The sequence below is a fragment of the Arthrobacter sp. SPT-J7 genome, from assembly GCF_059089965.1.
Window position 1 is genome coordinate 109,492 of the sequence record NZ_JBNHFF010000010.1, and the last position, 20,818, is coordinate 130,309.

21 protein-coding genes and 1 tRNA gene are annotated in these 20,818 nt (G+C 65.6%); 8 read left to right on the top strand and 14 right to left on the bottom strand.

The window, feature by feature from the left end; all coding sequences use genetic code 11:
• Nucleotide 1: 1 nt before the first annotated feature.
• Both AC5RWX_RS15635 and pdhA read right to left on the bottom strand, forming a co-directional pair.
• Complete coding sequence (locus AC5RWX_RS15635) at nt 2-1,009, bottom strand: alpha-ketoacid dehydrogenase subunit beta (protein ID WP_493939702.1); 1,008 nt, start codon at nt 1,007-1,009, stop codon at nt 2-4.
• Nucleotides 1,006-2,139: a pyruvate dehydrogenase (acetyl-transferring) E1 component subunit alpha gene (gene pdhA / locus AC5RWX_RS15640; RefSeq protein ID WP_493939701.1), complete on the bottom strand. Its 1,134-nt coding sequence runs from the start codon at nt 2,137-2,139 to the stop codon at nt 1,006-1,008. The genes AC5RWX_RS15635 and pdhA overlap by 4 nt, the downstream gene beginning before the upstream one ends.
• A 182-nt stretch (nt 2,140-2,321) precedes the next feature.
• Between pdhA and AC5RWX_RS15645 the strand changes: the two genes are divergently transcribed.
• On the top strand, nt 2,322-2,798 hold the full coding sequence (locus tag AC5RWX_RS15645) for an Lrp/AsnC family transcriptional regulator (protein ID WP_493939700.1): 477 nt from the start codon (nt 2,322-2,324) through the stop codon (nt 2,796-2,798).
• 95 nt (nt 2,799-2,893) lie between these two features.
• Nucleotides 2,894-3,979 (top strand): alanine dehydrogenase, encoded by a 1,086-nt coding sequence (gene ald, locus AC5RWX_RS15650; RefSeq protein ID WP_493939699.1) that lies wholly within the window; start codon nt 2,894-2,896, stop codon nt 3,977-3,979.
• A gap of 94 nt (nt 3,980-4,073) precedes the next feature.
• Here the strand turns inward: ald and AC5RWX_RS15655 are convergent, their stop codons facing one another.
• Nucleotides 4,074-5,699 carry a monocarboxylic acid transporter gene (locus AC5RWX_RS15655; protein ID WP_493939698.1) on the bottom strand — a complete coding sequence of 542 codons (1,626 nt, stop codon included), beginning with the start codon at nt 5,697-5,699 and terminating at the stop codon, nt 4,074-4,076.
• Entirely contained in the window at nt 5,696-6,061 is a 366-nt protein-coding gene (locus AC5RWX_RS15660) for a DUF485 domain-containing protein (protein ID WP_493939697.1), read from the bottom strand. Before AC5RWX_RS15660 ends, AC5RWX_RS15655 begins: the two co-directional genes overlap by 4 nt.
• Nucleotides 6,062-6,238: 177 nt before the next feature.
• On the opposite strand from AC5RWX_RS15660, the gene AC5RWX_RS15665 reads away from it, so the two are divergent.
• The 4 genes from AC5RWX_RS15665 to AC5RWX_RS15680 are packed head-to-tail and all read left to right on the top strand — an operon-like array spanning nt 6,239 to nt 10,322.
• Nucleotides 6,239-7,453, top strand: coding sequence for a sensor histidine kinase (locus AC5RWX_RS15665; protein ID WP_493939696.1), 1,215 nt, complete (start codon nt 6,239-6,241; stop codon nt 7,451-7,453).
• A 54-nt stretch (nt 7,454-7,507) separates the two neighbouring features.
• The gene (locus AC5RWX_RS15670; protein ID WP_493939695.1) at nt 7,508-8,230 is read left to right on the top strand and encodes a LytR/AlgR family response regulator transcription factor; all 723 of its coding nucleotides are present in this window, start codon (nt 7,508-7,510) and stop codon (nt 8,228-8,230) included.
• Complete coding sequence (locus AC5RWX_RS15675; protein ID WP_493939694.1) at nt 8,227-8,811, top strand: hypothetical protein; 585 nt, start codon at nt 8,227-8,229, stop codon at nt 8,809-8,811. Before AC5RWX_RS15670 ends, AC5RWX_RS15675 begins: the two co-directional genes overlap by 4 nt.
• On the top strand, nt 8,808-10,322 hold the full coding sequence (locus AC5RWX_RS15680) for a sodium/solute symporter (protein ID WP_493939693.1): 1,515 nt from the start codon (nt 8,808-8,810) through the stop codon (nt 10,320-10,322). The genes AC5RWX_RS15675 and AC5RWX_RS15680 overlap by 4 nt, the downstream gene beginning before the upstream one ends.
• A 53-nt stretch (nt 10,323-10,375) precedes the next feature.
• On the opposite strand, the gene AC5RWX_RS15685 is transcribed toward AC5RWX_RS15680, so the two are convergent.
• The 6 genes from AC5RWX_RS15685 to rpsB form a co-directional block, all read right to left on the bottom strand.
• Entirely contained in the window at nt 10,376-10,966 is a 591-nt protein-coding gene (locus AC5RWX_RS15685) for a DivIVA domain-containing protein (protein WP_493944285.1), read from the bottom strand.
• Nucleotides 10,967-11,062: 96 nt separating this feature from the next.
• Nucleotides 11,063-11,989: a phosphatidate cytidylyltransferase gene (locus AC5RWX_RS15690; protein ID WP_493940725.1), complete on the bottom strand. Its 927-nt coding sequence runs from the start codon at nt 11,987-11,989 to the stop codon at nt 11,063-11,065.
• The gene (frr, locus tag AC5RWX_RS15695; RefSeq protein WP_493940724.1) at nt 11,989-12,546 is read right to left on the bottom strand and encodes a ribosome recycling factor; all 558 of its coding nucleotides are present in this window, start codon (nt 12,544-12,546) and stop codon (nt 11,989-11,991) included. The genes AC5RWX_RS15690 and frr overlap by 1 nt, the downstream gene beginning before the upstream one ends.
• 94 nt (nt 12,547-12,640) lie before the next feature.
• Complete coding sequence (pyrH, locus tag AC5RWX_RS15700) at nt 12,641-13,381, bottom strand: UMP kinase (protein ID WP_493940723.1); 741 nt, start codon at nt 13,379-13,381, stop codon at nt 12,641-12,643.
• Between the two features lie 167 nt (nt 13,382-13,548).
• Nucleotides 13,549-14,388: a translation elongation factor Ts gene (tsf, locus tag AC5RWX_RS15705; protein ID WP_493940722.1), complete on the bottom strand. Its 840-nt coding sequence runs from the start codon at nt 14,386-14,388 to the stop codon at nt 13,549-13,551.
• A 118-nt stretch (nt 14,389-14,506) separates the two neighbouring features.
• On the bottom strand, nt 14,507-15,379 hold the full coding sequence (gene rpsB / locus AC5RWX_RS15710; RefSeq protein WP_493940721.1) for a 30S ribosomal protein S2: 873 nt from the start codon (nt 15,377-15,379) through the stop codon (nt 14,507-14,509).
• A gap of 377 nt (nt 15,380-15,756) precedes the next feature.
• Between rpsB and AC5RWX_RS15715 the strand changes: the two genes are divergently transcribed.
• On the top strand, nt 15,757-16,266 hold the full coding sequence (locus tag AC5RWX_RS15715) for a murein hydrolase activator EnvC family protein (protein WP_493940720.1): 510 nt from the start codon (nt 15,757-15,759) through the stop codon (nt 16,264-16,266).
• On the opposite strand, the gene AC5RWX_RS15720 is transcribed toward AC5RWX_RS15715, so the two are convergent.
• A complete protein-coding gene (locus tag AC5RWX_RS15720; protein ID WP_493940719.1) occupies nt 16,263-17,453 on the bottom strand; it encodes an acyl-CoA dehydrogenase family protein in 1,191 nt (396 codons plus the stop codon). The two genes, AC5RWX_RS15715 and AC5RWX_RS15720, sit on opposite strands and share 4 nt — an antisense overlap.
• A gap of 500 nt (nt 17,454-17,953) precedes the next feature.
• On the opposite strand from AC5RWX_RS15720, the gene AC5RWX_RS15725 reads away from it, so the two are divergent.
• Entirely contained in the window at nt 17,954-18,298 is a 345-nt protein-coding gene (locus AC5RWX_RS15725) for a hypothetical protein (protein ID WP_494078254.1), read from the top strand.
• A gap of 193 nt (nt 18,299-18,491) precedes the next feature.
• Here the strand turns inward: AC5RWX_RS15725 and AC5RWX_RS15730 are convergent.
• The 3 genes from AC5RWX_RS15730 to AC5RWX_RS15740 all read right to left on the bottom strand — a co-directional run bounded on the left by AC5RWX_RS15730 (nt 18,492) and on the right by AC5RWX_RS15740 (nt 20,793).
• Nucleotides 18,492-18,565, bottom strand: a tRNA-Ile gene (locus AC5RWX_RS15730).
• Between the two features lie 64 nt (nt 18,566-18,629).
• Nucleotides 18,630-19,826 carry a glycosyltransferase gene (locus AC5RWX_RS15735; RefSeq protein WP_493940716.1) on the bottom strand — a complete coding sequence of 399 codons (1,197 nt, stop codon included), beginning with the start codon at nt 19,824-19,826 and terminating at the stop codon, nt 18,630-18,632.
• Between the two features lie 55 nt (nt 19,827-19,881).
• Nucleotides 19,882-20,793 (bottom strand): DMT family transporter, encoded by a 912-nt coding sequence (locus AC5RWX_RS15740; protein WP_493940715.1) that lies wholly within the window; start codon nt 20,791-20,793, stop codon nt 19,882-19,884.
• Nucleotides 20,794-20,818 lie beyond the last annotated feature (25 nt).

Consider the following 20,818-nt stretch of genomic DNA (forward strand, 5'->3'; position numbering starts at 1 on the left):
TTCAGTCCTCCAGTCCGGTCAGCGAGTTGGGCCGGCCGAGCACCCGGTCCACGCCGTCAAGGATGCGGTCCAGGTCCGGCTGATGATGCCGCTCCATCTTGGCCGGCGGGTACGGAATGTCCATCCCGGTGACCCGCACCGGCGCGTGTTCCAGGTAGTAGAAGCAGCGTTCGGTCAGGCTGGCCGCGATTTCCGCGCCGAGCCCGCCGGTCCTGGACGCCTCGTGCGTCACCACCAGGCGGCCCGTTTTCCGCACGGAGGCCTCCACGGTGGGAAAGTCCAGCGGCGACAGCGAGCGCAGGTCAATGACTTCCACCGATACGCCGTCATCTTCGGCGGCCTGTGCGGCCTCGCGGGCGATCTGGACCAGCGCGCCGTAGGTCACCAGCGTCACGTCGGTTCCGGGCACCTCCACCCGTGCCCTGTCCATCGGCAGTGCGTCCTCCAACGCGATCTCGTCCACCTCGCCCTTGGTGTGGTACCGACGCTTCGGCTCGAAATAAAGCACCGGATCATCGCTGGCGATGGCCTGCTGGATCATGGTGCAGGCGTCCTGTGGATTCGATACCGCCACCACACGCAGTCCGGAGGTGTGGGTGAAATACGCTTCCGGCGATTCGGAGTGGTGTTCGGCCGCGCCGATGCCGCCGCCGAAGGGCACCCTGATGGTCAACGGCATCTTGACCCGACCGCGGGTTCGGTAGTGCAGTTTGGCCACCTGGCTGACGATCTGGTCGAACGCCGGGTAGATGAACCCGTCGAACTGGATTTCGCAGACCGGCCGGTAGCCGCGGTAGGCCATTCCGACGGCGGTGCCCAGGATGGCTGATTCGGCCAGCGGAGTGTCGATCACCCGGTGCGCCCCGAAGTCCTTCTGCAGTTCGTCCGTGATGCGGAAGACCCCGCCAAGGGCGCCGATGTCCTCGCCGAGGATCACCACTTTGGGGTCGTTCTCCATGGCCTTGCGCAGCCCGGTGTTGATGGCCCGCCCGAACGTCATGGTGGTCATCGGTGGCCCCCTTCGGCAGCTTCGAATGAATCAAGATAGCGCTCATAATGCTGACGCTGGCGGGCCAGCACCGGGTGCGGCGCGGCATAAACGTTGTCGAAAAGTTCAAGGTCGCCAGGTTCGGCCATGTTGATGCAGCCGGCGCGCATCTCGGCGGCGGCCTCGTCGGCGGCGTTCTGGACCCGTTGCCGCAGCCCTTCGTCGAGCAGCCCTTCGGCGCTCAGCAGGGCGGCCAGCCGGTCGATCGGATCACGGCTCTTCCAGTCCTCGAGCTCGTTGGCATCACGGTAGCGCGTGGGGTCGTCCGCCGTCGTATGCGGCCCCATGCGGTAGGTGACCGCCTCGATGAAGGACGGTCCGCCGCCAATGCGTGCGTGGTCGAGCGCCTTGCGGGTCACGGCCAGACAGGCAAGCACGTCGTTGCCGTCCACCCGGTAACTCGGAATGCCGAATCCCGGCGCGCGGTCGGACAGTTTGCCCTGAGCCTGCAGACTGACCGGTTCGGAGATCGCCCACTGGTTGTTCTGGCAGAAGAAGATGACCGGGGCCTGGAAGCTCGCCGCGAAGACCATGGCCTCGTTCACGTCGCCTTGGCTGGTGGCGCCGTCGCCGAAGTAGGTGACGGCCACGGCGTCGTCGCCGTCGAATTTGGCTGCCATGGCATAGCCGGTGGCATGCAGTGTCTGCGCCCCGATGATGACCTGTGGGGCGGCCATGTTGATCTCATACGGATCCCAGCCGGATGGCCTGTTGCCGCGCCACACCCGGATCATGTCCGTCAGGTCCACGCCGCGGCAGTAGGCCACGCCGTTCTCCCGGTAACTGGAGAAGACGAAGTCATCCTTGCGCAAGGCTCGGCCGGAACCGATCTGGGCGGCCTCCTGTCCCAGCAGCGGCGGCCACAAGGCCAGCTCTCCCTGCCGCTGCAGGGCAGTGGCTTCCTGGTCCAGCCGGCGGACCACCACCATGTCCTGGTACAGACCGGCGAGCCGGTCGCCGTCGATATCCTCCAGCCAAGGGTCGAGCTCCTTGCTGGCTGTCCGCGTTCCGTCCGGCGCGAGCAGTTGGATATAGCTTTCATCGTTGAGCGGACCGGTCGGGTCCGTGCCTGGTAAGGACACTTGCGACACTCCCTTTGCCTCTTCAGGGCCTGGCGATCTTGTGGATCCCCCGGCACCGGACAGCCCCGCCGGCACCTTTGCCCGCGGGTGTTTGTGACACTACTCACATCCGCCAAGTAGCGCAATGATCATCGGCAGGATTAAGCATTGTGCCCTGCCCGCCCCGGATCAGGCGTGCTAACCTGCGCACTATGCGGAATCTGGATGGCACCGATCTGCGGCTGCTCGGTGCCCTGGCGCAGGATCCCCGGCGGACCGTGGTGGCGCTGGCGCAGAAGCTCGGCCTCTCCCGCAACACGGTGCAGGCACGCCTGTCCCGTCTGGAGCAGGAGGAGGTGTTCCTCTCCTTCGACCGGCGAATTAATCCGGCCGCGCTGGGCTACCCGTTGGCCGCCTTTATCCACATCCATGTGCACCAGCCGAAACTGCAGCAGATCACCGATGACCTGGCCCGCATTCCGGAGGTACTGGAGGCCTACGGCGTGACCGGGCAGGCGGACATCCTGGCCCGCGTGGTCTCGGAGGGCGCCGAGGACCTGTTCCGGATCAACGGCACCATCCTGGCCATCGACGGCGTTGAGCGCACCGACACATCGCTGGCCATGCACGAACTGATCCCGTTTCGGATCGAGCCACTGCTGGCCCGCGGAGTCCGGCCGGCCGGCTAGCTGTAAGCTCGGTCCATCGAGCAAGCCCCTACCGCCGGCGGTGTCCTTGAGGCCCACCGCACCGGCCGGGGACCCGAACAGAAGGGACGGCGCCCATGCGCATTGGAGTGCCACGCGAGGTCAAGAACAATGAATTCCGGGTGGCGATCACACCGCCCGGAGTCCAGGAGCTGAGCATCGCCGGCCACCAGGTGCTGGTGGAGGCAGGGGCGGGCCGAGGCTCCTCCATTACCGACGAGGACTACGCCTCGGCTGGCGCCACCATCATCGATTCGGCCGACGCCGTCTGGGAGGAAGCGGAGCTGGTGCTGAAGGTGAAGGAACCGGTGGCGGAGGAATACCACCGGCTCCGCAGCGACCTGACGCTGTTCACCTATCTGCATCTGGCTGCCGATGCCGCACTGACCGCGGAGCTGTGCTCCCGCGGTACCACCGCGATCGCTTATGAAACCGTCCAGCTGCCCGACCGATCGCTGCCGTTGCTGGCGCCGATGTCCGAAGTCGCCGGCAGGCTCGCCACCCAGGTAGGCGCGTACTCGCTGATGCAGCCGCTGGGCGGCCGCGGCGTGCTGATGGGCGGTGTCCCCGGCACCCAGCATGCCGACGTCGTGGTGATCGGCGCCGGCGTGGCTGGAGCCAATGCAGTGTCCGTGGCGGTGGGCATGCGGGCCAACGTCACCGTGCTGGACACCAATGTCCGCCGGCTGCAGCAGCTCGACGACCAGTACCAGGGCCGGGTAGTGACGCTGGCCAGCAACGCCTTTGAGCTGCGGGAGGCCGTGCTGGCCGCGGACCTGGTAATCGGAGCGGTGCTGATCCCCGGCGCCAAAGCACCGAAGCTGGTGACCAACGAGATGGTCAGCCAGATGCGGCCGGGGGCGGTACTGGTGGACATTGCCATCGACCAGGGCGGCTGCTTCGAAGACTCCAGGCCCACCACGCACGCCGAGCCCACATTTAAGGTCCATGACACGGTCTTCTACTGCGTGGCCAACATGCCCGGCGCCGTGCCGCGCACCTCCACCTATGCCTTGACCAACGCCACGCTCCCCTACGCCAAACTGATCGCCGACGAAGGCTTCGACTCCGCAGCCCGGATCCGGCCGGAGCTGCTCCCCGGCCTCAGCACCCGCGAAGGCAAAATCGTTTCGGAACCGGTGCGGCTGGCGCACGCGGGCTGATCCCGCACAAAGCCACGCGGGCCCGACCGTCACCGGCCGGGCCCGCGTGGCTTGGGGCGAGGCACCGAGGCCGGTGCGCGCCGCCGTCGTTGTTTTAGTGGTCCACCGCCTTCTCGGCACCGACGCCGGTGAGCGAACGGACCTCCATCTCCGCCTGCTTGGCCGCATTCTCGCGGTTCTTGTCCAGCACCGTGCCCAGCCAGCCCAGGAAAAACGCGAGCGGGATGGAGACGATGCCCGGGTTGTTCAGGCCGAAGAACGCGAAGTCCGCGCTGGGGATCATCGACGTCTCGCGTCCGGAGACCACCGGGGAGAACGTGATCAGCACGATGGCTGCGCCGAGGCCGCCGTACATGCTCCACACCGCGCCCTGGGTGGTGAAGCGCTTCCAGAACAGCGAGTAGACGATGGTGGGCAGGTTGGCCGAGGCAGCCACCGCGAAGGCCAGCGCCACCAGGAAGGCCACGTTCTGGCCCTGCGCACCGATACCGCCGAGGATGGAGACGACGCCGATGACCACCACGGTGCGGCGGGCCACCTTGACCTCGCCGGCCGAGTCGACCTGGCCCTTGCGCACCACGTTCGCGTAGATATCGTGCGCGAAGGAGGCAGCTGCGGTGATGGTCAGGCCGGCGACCACGGCCAGGATGGTGGCGAAAGCAACGGCCGAGATCAGACCCAGCAGCACCGGACCGCCCAGCGCGAAGGCCAGCAGCGGCGCGGCGGAGTTGACGCCGCCCGGAGCGCTCTTGATAGCTTCCGGACCGATCAGCGCAGCGGCCCCGTAGCCCAGCACCAGGGTGAACAGGTAGAACGCGCCGATCAGCCAGATGGCCCAGACCACGGACTTGCGGGCTTCCCGAGCGGTGGGCACGGTGTAAAAGCGCATCAGCACGTGCGGCAGGGCCGCGGTGCCCAGCACCAGGGCCAGCGCCAGCGAGATGAAGTCCAGCTTGGAGGCCTCCGAGACGCCGTACTGCAGGCCCGGGTTGAGCAACTCCGGGTTGCCGGCGGTGTCCACCGCGGCGCCCAGCAGTTCGGAGAGGTTGAAGCCGTGCAGCGCCAGCACCCACACGGTCATGATGAACGCACCGGCGATCAGCAGGCAGGCCTTGATGATCTGCACCCAGGTGGTGCCCTTCATGCCGCCGACCAGCACATAGAGGATCATCAGGGCGCCGACGACGGTGATCACCAGCGACTGCCCCAGCCGTGAGTCAATGCCGATCAGCAGGGAGACCAGTGCACCCGCTCCGGCCATCTGCGCCAGCAGGTAGAAGAAGCACACGGCCAGCGTGGTGATGGCGGCGGCGATCCGCACCGGGCGCTGCCGCAGCCGGAAGGAAAGGACGTCGGCCATGGTGAACTTGCCGGTGTTGCGCAGCAGTTCGGCCACCAGCAGCAGGGCCACCAGCCAGGCCACCAGGAAGCCGATCGAGTAGAGGAAGCCGTCGTAGCCGTTGATGGCGATCGCACCGCAGATGCCCAGGAAGGACGCGGCCGAGAGGTAGTCGCCGGCAATGGCCGTACCGTTCTGCCCGCCGCTGAAGGACCGGCCCGCGGCGTAGTAGTCGGCCGCGGTCTTGTTGTTCCGGCTGGCGCGCAGCACCACCACCAGCGTCACGCCGACAAACAGCGCGAAGATCAGAATGTTGATCCAGGTGGAATCCTTGATGTCGTCCGCCGTGACGGCCAGCGGAATGTGCACGGCGTGGCTCATTGGGTGTCCTCCGGTAGGCCGACACCCTCGTGTTCGAGGCTGTGGCGGATGTCAGTGGCGATCGGGTCCAGCTTCTTGTTTGCGTAGCGGACGTACCAGGTGGTGATGGCGAACGTGCTCACGAACTGCAGCAGGCCCAGCACCAAGCCGATGTTGATGTTGCCCCAGAGCTTGGTGGACATGAAGTCGTGCGCATAGTCGGCCAGCAGCACATAGGCGAAATACCACAGCAGGAAGGCCACTGCCATGGGGAACACAAACGAACGGTGGCGCTTGCGAAGTTCGGTGAACTCCGGACTGCTCTGGACCACCCGGAAGTCCACGGCGGCAGTGCCGGCGTCCGGGTTGGGGTCGTTACCCATCTTTTCCTCCTCATCGGGCACAGCAAGGTGTGACTGCGCTCACTCTGCTAGCTCGCGGTTCCGCAGGCCAGCAGCCGTGCGGGGTGCATCGCTGAACGGTTCGGCAGGTGCGGTGAACGGCGCTCCTCTGCGCCGAGCTGCACGCCGCAGAACCGGCCTGCCGCTAGGCTTGTCAGCATGCTCAGCCCGGCCGTGGACATCGCGATCATCGCCGCCATCGCCGTAGTGGCCGTGGCGGTGATTGCGCTGGTGGGTTTCAAGCTGACCCGGTCCTACCGGGATCTGGGCTCCGAGGCCGATCGCGCAACCTACACCACGCTGCACACCGCCGGACTCGCCGGGCAGTACCTGCGCGCCGGGCTGACACCGGCCGGCGCGGCCAAGGCCAGCAAGCATCTGCGCGGGTTGTTGGGATCCGATGTACTGGTATTGACCGGCCCGGACGATGTGCTGGGCTGGGACGGGGCCGGACAGCCTCCGGAATCGGCCCTGCGCCTGGCCGGCAAGACGATGAAATCCGGCCGCACCCAGGTTTTCCGCGGCAACCAGTTGCTGCCGGACGGCCGCGTCCCGCCGGATAGCGGCCTACGGCACGGGCTGCCCGAAGCGGTTTTCGCCCCGATCCGGGTCGAGGAGCGCGTGGTGGGCACCGTCGGAGCGTATACCGGACACGTGGCCGCTTCTCTGGTGCGGGCCACGACTGAAGTCGCGGCCTGGGTGGCCACGCAGATCGAGCTGGCCGAGCTGGATACTTCGCGCACCTTGTTGATGGAAGCCGAGGTCAGGGCGCTCCGGGCCCAGATCAGCCCGCACTTCATCTACAACGCGCTGAACGCCATCGCGTCCTACATCCTCACCGATCCTGCCCGGGCACGGGACCTGGTGATCGAGTTCGCCGATTTCACCCGCTACTCCTTCCGCCGGCACGGCGATTTCACCACGCTGGCCGAAGAGCTGAAGTCGATTGACCGCTACCTGCTGCTGGAGCGTGCCCGGTTCGGCGACCGGCTCAAGGTCAGTCTGCAGATCGGCCCGGAGGTCCTCAGCACGGTCATTCCGTTCCTCTCCCTGCAGCCGTTGGTTGAGAACGCTGTGCGGCACGGACTGGAAGCCAAGGAAGGCCCCGGCCTGATCACCATCACCGCCCAGGACGCGGGCGCCTATGCCGAGGTGACCATAGAAGACGACGGCGTGGGCATGGACCCGGAGCGGCTGCGCGCCGTGCTGGCCGGCCACACCGAAGGCGACCACGTGGGCCTGCGCAATGTGGATGTGAGGCTGCGGCAGGTCTACGGCGAAGAGCACGGTCTGGTCATCGACACGGCCCCGGGCGCCGGAACGCTGGTCACCCTGCGGGTGCCGAAGTTCCAGCCCGGCAACCGCGTGGAATAGGCCTGCCCGGGGCGGAGCCGCATGGGGCCGCTGCAGGCTAATAGACTGTGGCCCATGGTCAATGTGGTTGTCGCCGATGACGAAGCCCCCGCCGTCGAGGCGCTGGCATACTTGCTGCGGCAGGATTCCCGGATCGGGGAAATCCACAAAGCCTCCAGCGGGGCCGAAGCGCTCCGTGCCCTGGAGCGCCACGACGTCGACGCGCTCTTTCTGGACATCCACATGCCGGCGCTGACCGGGCTGGACATCGCCAAGGTCATTTCCCGCTTCAGCCGGCCGCCCGCCGTCGTGTTCGTGACGGCCGACGAGGACAAGGCGCTGCAGGCCTTCGAACTGGCCGCCGTGGACTATCTGCTCAAGCCGGTGCGTGCGGACCGGCTGGCAGAATCGGTGCGCCGGATCTGCGAACTGATGGAAGACGCCGGTGCGGCCAAGCCTGAGGTCATCACGGTGGACCAGGGCGGCATCACCAAGATGATCCGGCGCGACGAGATTAAATACGTGCAGGCCCAGGGCGACTACGCCCGGCTGCACACGGCCGAGGCGAGCTACTTGATCCGCGTGCCGTTGAATGACTTGGAACGCCAATGGGCCGACGCGGGCTACATCCGGATCCATCGTTCCTATCTGGTGGCCATGGACCAGATCCAGCAGATGCGGATGAGCGCCGGCAGGGCCAGCATTCTGGTCGGCGGCGCCGAGCTGCCGGTCAGCCGCCGGCACCTCCCCGCTGTCCGGGACAAGTTGGAAGCCACCCGGGTCAGGCCCCGAGGATGAGCCGTGGCCCAGACCGAGGGGACGGAGCCTTGCTCCCCAACGGCGGTGCCCCCCTGCCCGATGGGAGTGCCCCGCTGCCCGACGGCGCCACCCCCTTGCCCGACGGCGGTGCCCCGCTGCCCGCTGGCGCCACCCCCTTGCCCGACGGCGGTGCCCCCCTGCCCGATGGCGACGCGGCACTCGCGTCCGGCAGCTTCCGAAAGCGGGTCCGGGTTATGGCACCACGTTCGGCCGCGCCGCAGCCGCCGGGCGGCTACACCTTCTCGCATGAACTGGCCGAGCAGTCCGAAATCGGCGAGCTCTTCGTCCGGTCCTTGGTCCGTTCCCAACTGCGCCTGGCCGTCGTCGTAGCTGCCGGCTTCGGCCTGATCCTGCTGGGCGTAGCCGTACTGATCGCGCTGGTGCCCGTCACCGCCACCCTGACAATTGCCACCATCCCGCTCCCCTGGCTGCTGCTGGGCATCGGGATTTACCCGGTGATTCTGGCCTGCGCCGCGCTGTACAACCGCGCCGCTGCCCGCAACGAGCGCAAATTCCGCGAGTTGACGGCAGACTGGACCGAGCCGGGGACCAAGCAGTGAACACGGCCGCCGGTCTGGCGGCAGTGGCGGCGGTGTGTGCCGCCACCGTGCTGATCGGCATCTACGGACTGCGGATTTCCCGCACTACCGGTGACTTTTATGTCGCTTCGCGGACGGTCAAGCCCTGGTGGAATGCATCAGCCATCGGCGGTGAGTACATTTCCGCGGCCAGCTACCTGGGCGTGGCCGGGCTGATCCTGATTTCGGGAATCGACGCGTTGTGGTTCCCGGTCGGCTATACCGCCGGCTACCTGATGCTGCTGCTGTTCGTGGCCGCCCCGCTTCGCCGCTCCGGCGCCTACACGATCCCGGATTTCGCCGCGGCCCGGCTGGATTCCAGGGCGGCCCGGCGGGTGACCAGCCTCCTGGTGGTGGCGGTCGGCTGGCTCTACATCGTGCCGCAACTGCACGGGGCCGCCCTCACCATGCGCATTGCCACCGGCCTGCCGGGCTGGGCCGGCGCCGTCATCGTCGTGGTCGTGGTGGTGCTGTCGGTGGTGACGGGCGGCATGCGCTCCATCACCTTTGTGCAGGCCTTCCAGTACTGGCTCAAACTCACGGCGCTGGCCGTCCCGGTGGTCTTCATCCTGCTGGTGCTCACCGGCTCGGGCCAGTCGGCCACCGGCGGCGGCGCGGCCTTCGACCCGGCGCTGGATGTCTCCGGTGATGCATCGCTCTACCGGAATATTTCGCTGATCATCGCGCTGCTCTTCGGCACCCTGGGCCTGCCCCATGTGTTGGTGCGCTTCTATACCAACCCCGACGGCGCCGCGGCCCGCCGCACCACGCAGCTGGTGCTGGGCCTGCTGGCGCTGTTCTATCTCTTCCCCACCATCTACGGCGTACTCGGCCGGCTGCACACGCCGCGGCTAGCGGGCGGCAGCCAGTCCGATGCCACCGTGCTGCTGCTGCCGGGGCGGATCGTGGACGGGTTGGCCGGCGACCTCTTGAGCGCCTGCGTGGTGGCGGGCGCGTTCGCCGCGTTCCTCTCCACCACCTCCGGGCTGGTGGTGTCGCTGGCCGGCGTGGTCAGCCAGGACCTGTTCCGCGGCAGCGTCAAGGGTTTCCGGCTAGCCGCGGTGTTGTCGGCCATCGTACCGCTGGGCATAGCCATGGGAACCGAATCGCTGGCCTTGGCCGGCAGCGTGGGCACGGTGTTTGCCTTCACCGCGTCGACGATCTGCCCGCTGCTGCTGCTGGGCATCTGGTGGCGCGGGTTGACCGACGCCGGGGCTATTGCGGGCATGGTGTCCGGAGCCGTTCTCTGCGGCGGATCGCTGCTGGCGTCGGCCGTGGCCGGGCCGGCCTTGGGCGCCTGGGCCGAGCCGCTGGGCCAGCCGGCAGCATGGACGGTTCCGACTGCTTTCCTGGTCACCGTGGCCGTCTCGCTGGCGACCGCTTCGCGCAGGCCGGCCACTGTCGCCCGAGTAATGGCACGGCTGCACACCCCCGAACGTGCAGACGACCGGGATCCGGCCGGCCGTCCCGGCAAGGCGGGCCCAGCAGATTGACCCGGCCCAACAGATTAACCCGGGTTGCCGGGTGCCCCGACCCGCGGATGTGGTTAGTCGATTGACGCCATCAGCTCGACCACGCGGTCCAGGAAGGCATCCACCTGGTTTTCCTCGTAACCGTCTTTGCCCTTGGCTTCGCGGAACACCGCCCGACGGACCACGTCCACGCTCATCGGCTGGTCGTGCTCAAAATAGCCCAAAAGTTCCACGCAGAGCGCGTCAACATCCTCAACGTTATAGCTGACCGCGTTCCGCTTTGTGGGGCGGCGGAAGCGTTCGCCGGGTGCCCGGTGCAGCCGGGCGCGCAGCATGGCGGAGACGCGGCCGATCTGCGTCAGCCAGGCTTGCTCGCCCTCCCGCCTGATCAGCGCGTCGCGTTCCCGCTGGGCGAAAACGTCCTCAAGCCGGTCGAGCGCGGCATCCACGGCACGCGGATCATAACCGCCCTTGGCCGGATCAAACGTCATGGCCCGCACATCGCGGCTGGTGATCGGAACGTCGTCGGGCTCAGGGTTGTTGTAATACTCCCGGGCCCGACCGAGGAAGTCGTCCACCTGGCGTGCGTTGTAGCCGAAGTCCCGTCGGTCCACATGGTCGAACGGGGCACTGCCCTTGCCGGCTTCAATGGTTCGTCGCGCCATGGTGTCCTGTGAATTCCTGTTCCTTCAAAACGTTCCGCTTGTGTACGGTGCCCAGTCTATGCCGGAAGACTGCGGGTTCGGGGGCATGCCTTGCGCCTACACTGCTCCCGGCGCGAGCAGCGATGCCAGCAGGTAGGCAACCGGTGCGGCAAACACTATGGAATCCAGCCGGTCCATCACGCCGCCGTGTCCCGGCAGGATGTTGCTCATGTCCTTGATGCCCAGTTCCCGCTTGACCATTGATTCGGCCAGGTCGCCGACCGTGGAAGCGGCGACGGTGGCAACCGCCAGCACCAGCCCGAACCACCATTGCAAATCCAGCAGCAGCACTGAGCACAGAACGCCGACGAGAATGGCACCGCTGACCGAGCCGGCAAAACCTTCCCAGGACTTTTTGGGGCTGATCTTCGGCGCCATCGGGTGCTTGCCGAACAGCACGCCCACGATGTAGCCGAAGGTGTCATTGGAGACCACCAACAACAGCATGGTGGCTACCTTCAGCGCACCCGATTCCTCCAGCAGCAACAGCAGCGCAAAGCTGATGAAGAACGGCACCCAGCAGAGGATGAAGGTGCCGCTGAGCACGCTGCGGACCGCGCCCTCGGTACTGTCCAGGCACTTCCACACCATCAGGGCAACGCACGTCACCACCAGGGCGAAGGCCAACCCTTCGGGGCCGCCGTAGTAGGCGGCCACCGGCATGGCCAGGGCGCCCGCGAACAGCGGCGGCAGCGGCACTGTGATGTTCTTCACCGTCAGGGCTCGGGCAACCTCCCACACCCCGACGACGGAGAACCCCGCCACGACCATCACGAAAGCGTCCGGCAGGAGGAAAAGCCCGACCAGGACAACAGCCATCAGCGCGATGCCGACGGCGATGGCTGCCGGCAGATTGCGTCCGGCGCGGGAAGGCTTGGCGGCGGCACGCAGCGCACGCCGGCCGGCCCCGCCCGGCTGCGATCCCGGACCAGCCGCCGGAGTCGGCGACCCGCCAGCCACGGGTTGAGGCTGGTCCGTACTCATCAGACCTCGAGCAGCTCGGCTTCCTTGCGCTTGAGAAGCTCGTCCACGTTGTCCGTGTGCGACTTGGTCTTGGCGTCGAGGTCCTTTTCGGCCCGGTTGCCCTCGTCTTCGCCGACCTCGCCGTCCTTGACCAACTTGCCGATGGTGTCCATCGCCTTGCGGCGGATGTTGCGGATGGAAACTTTGGCGTCTTCGGCCTTGCCCCGGACGACCTTGACGTACTCCTTGCGGCGCTCCATGGTCAATTCCGGCAGGACCACGCGGATCACTACGCCGTCGTTGGCCGGATTTGCCCCCACGTCGGAATCGCGCAAGGCCTTCTCAATATCGTTCAGCGCCGCTTTGTCGTACGGGGTGATCAGCAGCGTGCGGGGCTCAGGGTTCTGGAAAGACGCCAGCTGCTGCAGCGGGGTCGGCGAACCGTAGTAGTCCACCGTGACCTTGGAAAACAGGGCCGGATTGGCGCGGCCGGTGCGAATGGTGGCGAAATCTTCCTTGGCCACTTCGACTGCCTTGTCCATCTTTTCGGCAGCTTCGCGCAGCGTCTCGTCTATCACGGTCTCTCCTTCACGTCCTTCGTTCACGCCGCGGTCCCCGCGGTCCTGGCTCTGCTTTCCATCCTAGGCTATCCGGCGGCTGGGCCGGCGACCGTCAGGCAGTGACGTAGGTGCCGATCTGTTCGCCCAGGATCGCGCGCGTCACGTTGCCTTCGCCTTCCATCCCGAAGACCACCATGGACAGCTTGTTGTCGCGGCACAGGCTGAAGGCGGTCTGGTCCATCACCCGGATATTCCGGCGCATTGCTTCGTCGTAGGTCAAGGTGTCCAGCTTTTCGGCAGCCGGGTCCTTCTTGGGGTCCGCAGTGTAGACGCCGTCCACGCCGTTCTTCGCCATCAGGACGACGTCGGCGTGCACCTCGAGTGCGCGCTGGGCGGCCACCGTGTCGGTGGAGAAATAGGGCAAGCCCGCGCCGGCGCCGAAGATGACCACACGGCCCTTTTCCATGTGCCGGATGGCCCGCCGCGGAATGTAGGCCTCGGCCACCTGGCCCATGGTGATGGCGCTCTGCACGCGGGTGTCCACGCCGGCCTGCTCCAGAAAGTCCTGCAGTGCCAGGCAGTTCATCACGGTACCGAGCATGCCCATGTAATCGGCCCGGGAGCGGTCCATACCGGACGTCGAGAGTTCGGCACCGCGGAAGAAGTTGCCGCCGCCAACGACGATCGCCACTTCCACCTGTTCCACGGTGGCGGCGATTTGCTTGGCGATACCGCGGACGGTGTCCGGGTCGACGCCGAGCTTGCCTCCGCCGAATACTTCGCCGGACAGCTTCAGCAGCACACGGCGGCGCTTGACGGTATCAGTAGTGGTCTGGATGTTCTGGGATTCCATGGTGCCTCCCGGCGTGCGTGGTTCTGGGGAAAGATTACGTGAAGGCTGAGCGGCCGCCGCGCGGTGGCGCCGGCTGTTGATGCGGACATGAAAAAGGGGCGGTCACCGGTTGGTGACCACCCCCTCGTCATTGAATCAGTCAGTTCGCCTGAGCGGTTGGACCGAGGTTACGCCCCGACGCGGAAGCGGGCAATGGCGGTTGCGTTGACGCCCGCCTCTTCCAGTACCTTGCCGACGGACTTCTTCGGGTCCTTGGCAAACGGCTGGTCGAGCAGCACGATCTCCTTGAAGAAGCCGTTCAGCCGGCCTTCGACAATCTTGGCGAGCGCTGCTTCGGGCTTGCCCTCGGCGCGTGCCGTCTCGTCGGCGATGCGGCGCTCGTTCTCCACCGTCTCCGCCGGGACCTCTTCGCGGGTCAGGTAGGTCGGCGCGAAGGCAGCGCTGTGCACTGCGATGTCGTGGGCGGCCTCGAACGCTGCGTCGCCTTCGCCGTCGACAGCGAAGAGGACGCCAACCTGAGCCGGCAGGTCCTTGGACGTCTTGTGCAGGTAGGCATCGACGGTCTTGCCTTCGACGCGGGCAACGCGACGGACGACGACCTTCTCGCCCAGCACAGCGCCTTCTTCGGTGACAAAGTCGCCCAGCGGCTTGTCGCCGGCGCTGGCGGCCAGCAGCGTCTCGAGGTCGGCGGCACCCGATTCAACGGCCACGGCCAGCACCTTGTCAGCGAGTTCAATGAACTTGGCGGACTTGGCGACGAAGTCGGTCTCGCAGTTGACCTCGATCATGACGCCGACGGTCCCGTCGAGGACTTTGGCAGCAACCAGACCTTCGGCGGTGGAGCGGCCTTCGCGCTTGGTCGCACCCTTCAGACCCTTGATGCGGATCAGCTCAATGGCTTTCTCGGCATCTCCATTGGCCTCGTCCAGGGCCTTCTTGACATCCATCATGCCGGCGCCGGTGCGCTCGCGCAGGGCCTTGATATCAGCAGCGGTGTAGTTCGCCATTTGGACTCCAGTCCTCCCGTAATACGTAGTGTGCGGTGCCGCTGGCGGCGGGCCATCATCGGGCCCAGCCGCCAGCGGAAGTCCGGCGGCGCACATGGCGCCGCCGGTTGAGTCGGATTTACTTCTCGGTGTCCGCGGCGGGTGCCTCGGCGGCCGGAGCTTCGGCAGCCGGTGCCTCGGCGGCCGGAGCTTCGGCAGCCGGTGCTTCGGCGGCCGGTGCTTCGGTCGAGCCCTCAAGCAGTTCGCGCTCCCACTCGGCCATCGGCTCGGCCGGAGCTTCGGTGTTGCCGGCGGCGCGGTTGTTGCGGGCGATGAGGCCCTCGGCAACGGCGTCGGCGACCACGCGGGTCAGCAGGTTGACGGAGCGGATGGCGTCGTCGTTGCCCGGGATCGGGAAGTCGACCTCGTCCGGATCGCAGTTGGTGTCCAGGATGGCCACAACGGGGATACCGAGCTTCTGGGCCTCGTCGACGGCCAGGTGTTCCTTCTTGGTGTCGACAATCCAGATGACCGAAGGGGTCTTGGTCAGGTTGCGGATGCCGCCCAGCGTGGTTTCGAGCTTGTTCTTCTCGCGCTGCAGCAGGAGCAGTTCCTTCTTGGTGCGGCCGGAGGCAGCAACGTCGTCGAAGTTGATCTCTTCGAGTTCCTTCAGGCGCGAGATGCGCTTGGAGACGGTCTGGAAGTTGGTCATCATGCCGCCGAGCCAACGCTGGTTGACGTACGGCTGGCCAACACGAGTGGCCTGCTCGGCGATGGCTTCCTGGGCCTGCTTCTTGGTGCCGACGAACAGCACGGTGCCGCCGTGGGCAACAGTGGCCTTGACGAACTCGTAGGCGCGGTCGATGTAGGACAGCGACTGCTGCAGGTCGATGATGTAGATGCCGTTGCGCTCAGTGAAGATGAAGCGCTTCATCTTCGGGTTCCAACGGCGGGTCTGGTGACCGAAATGTACGCCGCTGTCGAGCAGCTGGCGCATGGTAACGACTGGCATGTCGTCACTCCTTCCGGCAGCATCCGGCTAAGCCTGGTCTGCTGCCTCATAGACGGTTATTAGCTTCTCGCCCGGCGGGCGAAGCTCCTGGCGTCTGTCGGCTCCGCCTTTGACGGCAGAGCATGTGCCCGGACCGGTTTCCCGGACCGCCTGGGCACATTCCATCGCGGCATATTTGCGACAGTGGATTTCAGACACGCGTAGTCAGCCTCTGCCCGGACATGCGTCATGGACGGAAAACTGCTTCGCCCAGTGTACTACAGGCGGCGGCCCGTTCCCGCGCGTTCCCATCCTCCACAGCCGTCCACGACGGCGGTTTCGCGCACACATCCTGTGCGCGCCACCAGCGGGCTCGCCTCTGAGGTGACGATGGGAGCATGAAGCCGCCCTTCACCCGCCGCAGAGCTGCCGCTGCCCTTGCCGCGCTGTTGCTGGCCACCGGTCCGGCCGCACCGGTCGCCGACCCAGCCGATCCGCGGTGGAACTGGCCTGCCGTACCGGCTCCCGCCGTAGTGCGCGGTTTTGACCCGCCGGCCGAACCATGGCTGAGCGGTCACCGCGGGGTCGATTTGGCCGTCCCTGCCGGGACCACGGTCCTTTCCCCCGCCGACGGCCGGATCAGTTTCTCCGGCTGGGTCGTGGACCGCCGGGTCATCACGGTCGATCATGGCAACGGGCTGCGGAGCAGCTTGCTGGCGGTGGCGTCCGAGCTGCAGGCAGGCGACGCCGTCTCCGCCGGCGACCCGGTCGGAACGGTCGCCGAGAGCAAACATTGCCCGGCCGCCTGCCTGCACTGGGGAGTGCGCCGCGGCGAGACCTATATCAACCCGCTGCAGTTCGTCATGGACCTGCGGCCGTCGGTGTTGCTGCCGGTGCCGGACGGTTAGACGAACGCGGCCAATCCGGTGATGGCTCGTCCGGTAACGAGGGAATTGATTTCGTGGGTTCCTTCGTAGGAGTAGATGGCTTCTGCGTCGGCAAAGATCTTGGCCATTTCATAGTCGGCAACGATGCCGTTACCGCCGAGGATGCCGCGGCCCAGGGCGACGCTTTCACGCATCCGCGCCGTGGTAAACGCCTTGGCCAGCGCTGAGTGTTCGTCCTTCGCCTGGCCGGCGTCTTCCATCTGCGCCAGCCGAACCATCATGCCCATCGAGGCCACGGCATTGCCGAGGATCTGGACCAGTTGATCCTGCACCAGCTGGAATGATGCCAGGGGCTTTCCGAACTGGTGGCGCTCCACTGCGTAGCGTCGCGCCACATCGAAGGCAGCCAACTGCTGCCCTACGGCCTGCCAAGCCACGCCGAGCCGCGTAACCTTCAGCACCTTGTTGGTGTCCCGGAAGCTGTTGGCACCCTTGAGGTGGAAGTCATCGGTGACCACCAGGTTCTCGAGGGTGATGTCTGCGTTCTGCACCGTCCGCAGGCTGATCTTGTTCTCGATCTTCGTCGCACTGTAGCCGGGGGTGGACGTGTCCACCAAGAAGCCCTTCACCTGGTTGTCGGCCAGGTCGCGGGCGTAGATGACCACCCAATCGGAGAAGGTCGCGTTGCCGATCCAGCGCTTGGCGCCGTTGATGATCCAGTTATCCCCGTCGCGCCGGGCGGTGGTGCGGGTGCCGCCGGCGACGTCGGAACCGCCCAGCGGTTCCGTCAGCCCGAAGGCACCAATCTTCTTCATGGCGTAGATGTCCGGCAACCAGGCCTCCTGCTGCTCTTTCGATGCCAGCGCTTCAATCGAACCGGTGAACAGCCCGTCATGGACCCCCATAAACGTGGCAATGGAGGTGTCCGCACGGGTGAACTCCGCGTGCATGAGTCCGGCGAACAGATTCGAGTAGCCCTGCCGGCGGACCGGACTGACCATGTCCAGGTCCGCCAGCTTCGGAATGATGTCCATCGGGAACTCCGCCCGGTTCCAGCAGTCGACGGCGATGGGGCGGACTTCCTTGGCCAACCAGTCGCGCACGTCGTGCAGCCGGTCACGTTCCGCGTTCGGGAGCAGCGACTCGAAGGCATAGAAGTCTCCGTCGGCATAGGGAAGATCGTTCGGATCGATGAGACGCTGGCCCATAGTGGCTTCCTTTTTAGTCAGGCAGGATCCGGCGCCGGGACAGATATCAAATCAAGCGCCGCGAAGTTACTGAGCAGTAACATAGCTCAAGATCGAGCCCCAGGCAACGGTTTCGGCCCGTCCCTCCCGTCAGTCGGTACGCCCGCCCCCGCCCACCTGAGGGCAGCTTCGCACTGCTTCAGCTTTGCGTCAGCGGAGCGCGGTAGCGGTTCTGACTTCGCGGGCGGACGGGATTCTGGAAGTTGCCTGATAGAACGTTAATATTCGCCCTTTCTTAGTACGTTTTGACAACCAAACCGAGGCGCTTATTTACGCCCGTCGGGATCGGCTGCTGCACGTTTAACCGCGCGTTTCCTGCTCGGCGTGTCGCGACGGTTCACCATGTAATAAAAGCTTGCACGGGTGATGCACCTCACAGGGGCTGAGTAGCGTTTTTCTTGTCCGGAACTACAGCGCAAATCCATTCGCTGTAGAAGCAAAACTGGGAAAGAGATAACACCATGAACAACACAAAGCTGCGCGTTGTAGGGTCCTCTCTGCTTGTTGCAACATTCGGTTTCACGGGCTTGGCAATAACCGCCGCTCCTGCGTCGGCCAGCACGGTTCAAAGCGTGCCTGCCAACTACTACGGTCACCATGACAACTACCGTCACCACGACGGCCGTTACGACCACGACCGCGGCTACCGCCACGATCGGGGCGATCACGGCCGGGGCTACGGCCACCACCGCCGGCACCACGACCGGTGCGATTGGGAATACGGCTGGCACCGCCACCACGGTGACTGGCACTACGGCTGGTACAGGGACTGCGATAACGGGCACCATCACCATGACTATGACTAGAACAGGCACGATCCACCCGGAGTGAGACTCCGACCCAGATGTGCGGAACGGCGGGAGCAGTCACCCGTTGCTCCGCACATTTTTGTGACTGGGCAGCCTGTCGCCTCCGACTGCTGCCCTCCGTGTTCCATCCCACACGAAAGCGGACCGGATTCAGGAGCTGGCTCCCAAATCCGGTCCGAGTTGCACGCTGTAGGGCGGGTGGGGCTTGAACCCACGACCGAACGATTATGAGTCGTTTGCTCTAACCGACTGAGCTACCGCCCCGTGCCCTACGATGTTACTGAATGCAGACCACGATGTTGAAACTGGCACCACTACCAACGTCGGATTAGTTGAGGTAGTCGTCCGCGGAGCCTCCGCGGTAGAGCCGCTCAAAGGTCTCCATCGTCTCGTCGATGCTGTGCCGCACCGCCTTCGCATGGCTTGCCTCCCCCATGGCCTCAATCCGCTCCGGACTCTGCCCGAGGACCGCGTTGAGCTTGGCTGCCAGGTCAGCGGGATCGCGGGGAGCAAACAAGTACCCGTTAACTCCGTCCTCCACCAGGTGCGGCAAGGCCATCGCATTGGCCAGCACCACCGGTTTGCTGGCCGACATGGCTTCCAGTGATACCAGGGACTGCAGTTCCGCGGTTCCCGGCTGACAAAAAACCGTAGCGCGCAGGTAGGCCCGGCGCAGCTCGTCGTCGTCGACATGGCCCAGGAAGGATACCCGGCGGCCTAGCCCCATGGCGGCGACCCTGCCCTCAAGGTTTTTCCGCTCGTCGCCGTCGCCGACTATCTCAAGATGGACATTCAAGACGGGATCAGTCATGGCCAGCGCCTCGATCAACGTATCCACGTTCTTCTCCACCGCGAGCCGACCCACAAACAACACGGTGGGGTGCTCCGGTTTGTCGATGCTCTCCCCCGGCGCCAATTCGTAGGCAGCGGCATCAATACCGTTGGACAGGGGCAGCACCTTGTGCAGGAAGGCATGGTCACGCATCGCCTTGGCGGCCAGCGGAGTCGGCGTCGTGACTACGGCAGCCTTGCCCATGATCTTGCCCATGTCGCGCCAGGAATTCTTGGCCACGATATTCAGGAACCACTGCGGAAACGGCAGGAACGGCTCCAAGTTCTCCGGCATGAAGTGATTGGTCGCAATGGTGCGGATGCCTCGTCGCACCGCTTCGGCAATGGTGGCCTGTCCGATCATGTAATGGCACTGGATGTGCACCACATCCGGCTGCACTTCATCGAAGATCCGCTTGATGTCGCGCTTGATCTCCCAAGGCAGGCAAATGCGCCACGTCTCATGCGTCGGCACCGAGTGTGAGCGCAGCCGGTGCACCTGCGCCTCGGGACGCTGCTCCACAAAGGTCGGGCCCTTATCGCTCCTGCCAGCGATGATGTCCACGCTGTGTCCGCGCTTGGTCATCGCCGTGGCCAGACGGAAGCCGAAGACCGCCGCGCCGTTGACGTCGGGCGGGTAGGTATCGGCAGCAATCAGGATCTTGAGGGGTTTAAGTCCGATGTCGTCGCTCACCTGCGGCAAGACTCCTTGATTCGTCGTATCAATATTTTTCCTCGGCGCTTCAGCCCTACGGTTTCTTGCCCGAGGCTTGGGCCCTGCGCCGGGCCTCTTGTTTCTGGAGGACGTCGGGATGGTGCCTCGAGAGGGCGATGACCCCAACAATAGCAACCAATCCCGCTCCTACCATGCCGATCGCGAACACCGGCTCGACGTCGGGCCTGAGTTCCCCAAGGATGAAAATGCCAATGGAGATGCCCACCACCGGATCGATCACCGTCAGCCCGGCGATCACCAAATCGGGTGGGCCGCTGGCGTAGGCACTCTGTACAAACCAGGATCCCAGGCCGCCTGCGGCGGCGACTGCAATGACGGTGTAGATGGGCACGTTGGCGATGAAGCCACCGCCCGGTTCCAGCAACCGCAGGCCGATGATCCTGACCAGTACGGCGACGAAACCGAAGAGCATTCCGGCGCCCAGAATGTACGCGAAGGCATTGAGCCGGTGCCGGAACATCAGTTCCAACGAGAGGAACACGGCTACGACAACGGTCAGCAGCAGCACCGCCGACAGTTCCTCATCTGGCCGCACCTTGTGGCTTTCGCCGGTGACATTGACCGCCAGCAGAACGAAGACTGCGCTGCCGGCCACGCAGGCGGAGATCGCCACGACGGTGATGCGGTTGAGCCGGATTCCTTGGTCTTTGGAATTGATGATGGTGGTGATCACCAAGGCGATGGCACCGATTGGCTGGACCACGGTGAGCGGTGCGCTGACCAAGGCGAAGACGTTCAGCCCCATGCCGACAGCCAGCATCAACAGACCCAGAACCCAGCGCGGGTTGCGGAGCATCCGCGCCAAGCCCGAGACGCTCATAGCTAAGCCGCCCGTATTGGCCTGGACAGCGCTGGCTTGGCGCTGCGTTCCGAGGGCGAGGAAGAAGGCGCCGAGCAGGGCGCAAAAGATCGCTAACCAGACCATGAGGTCCCGTCGGCAAAGGCCCGGT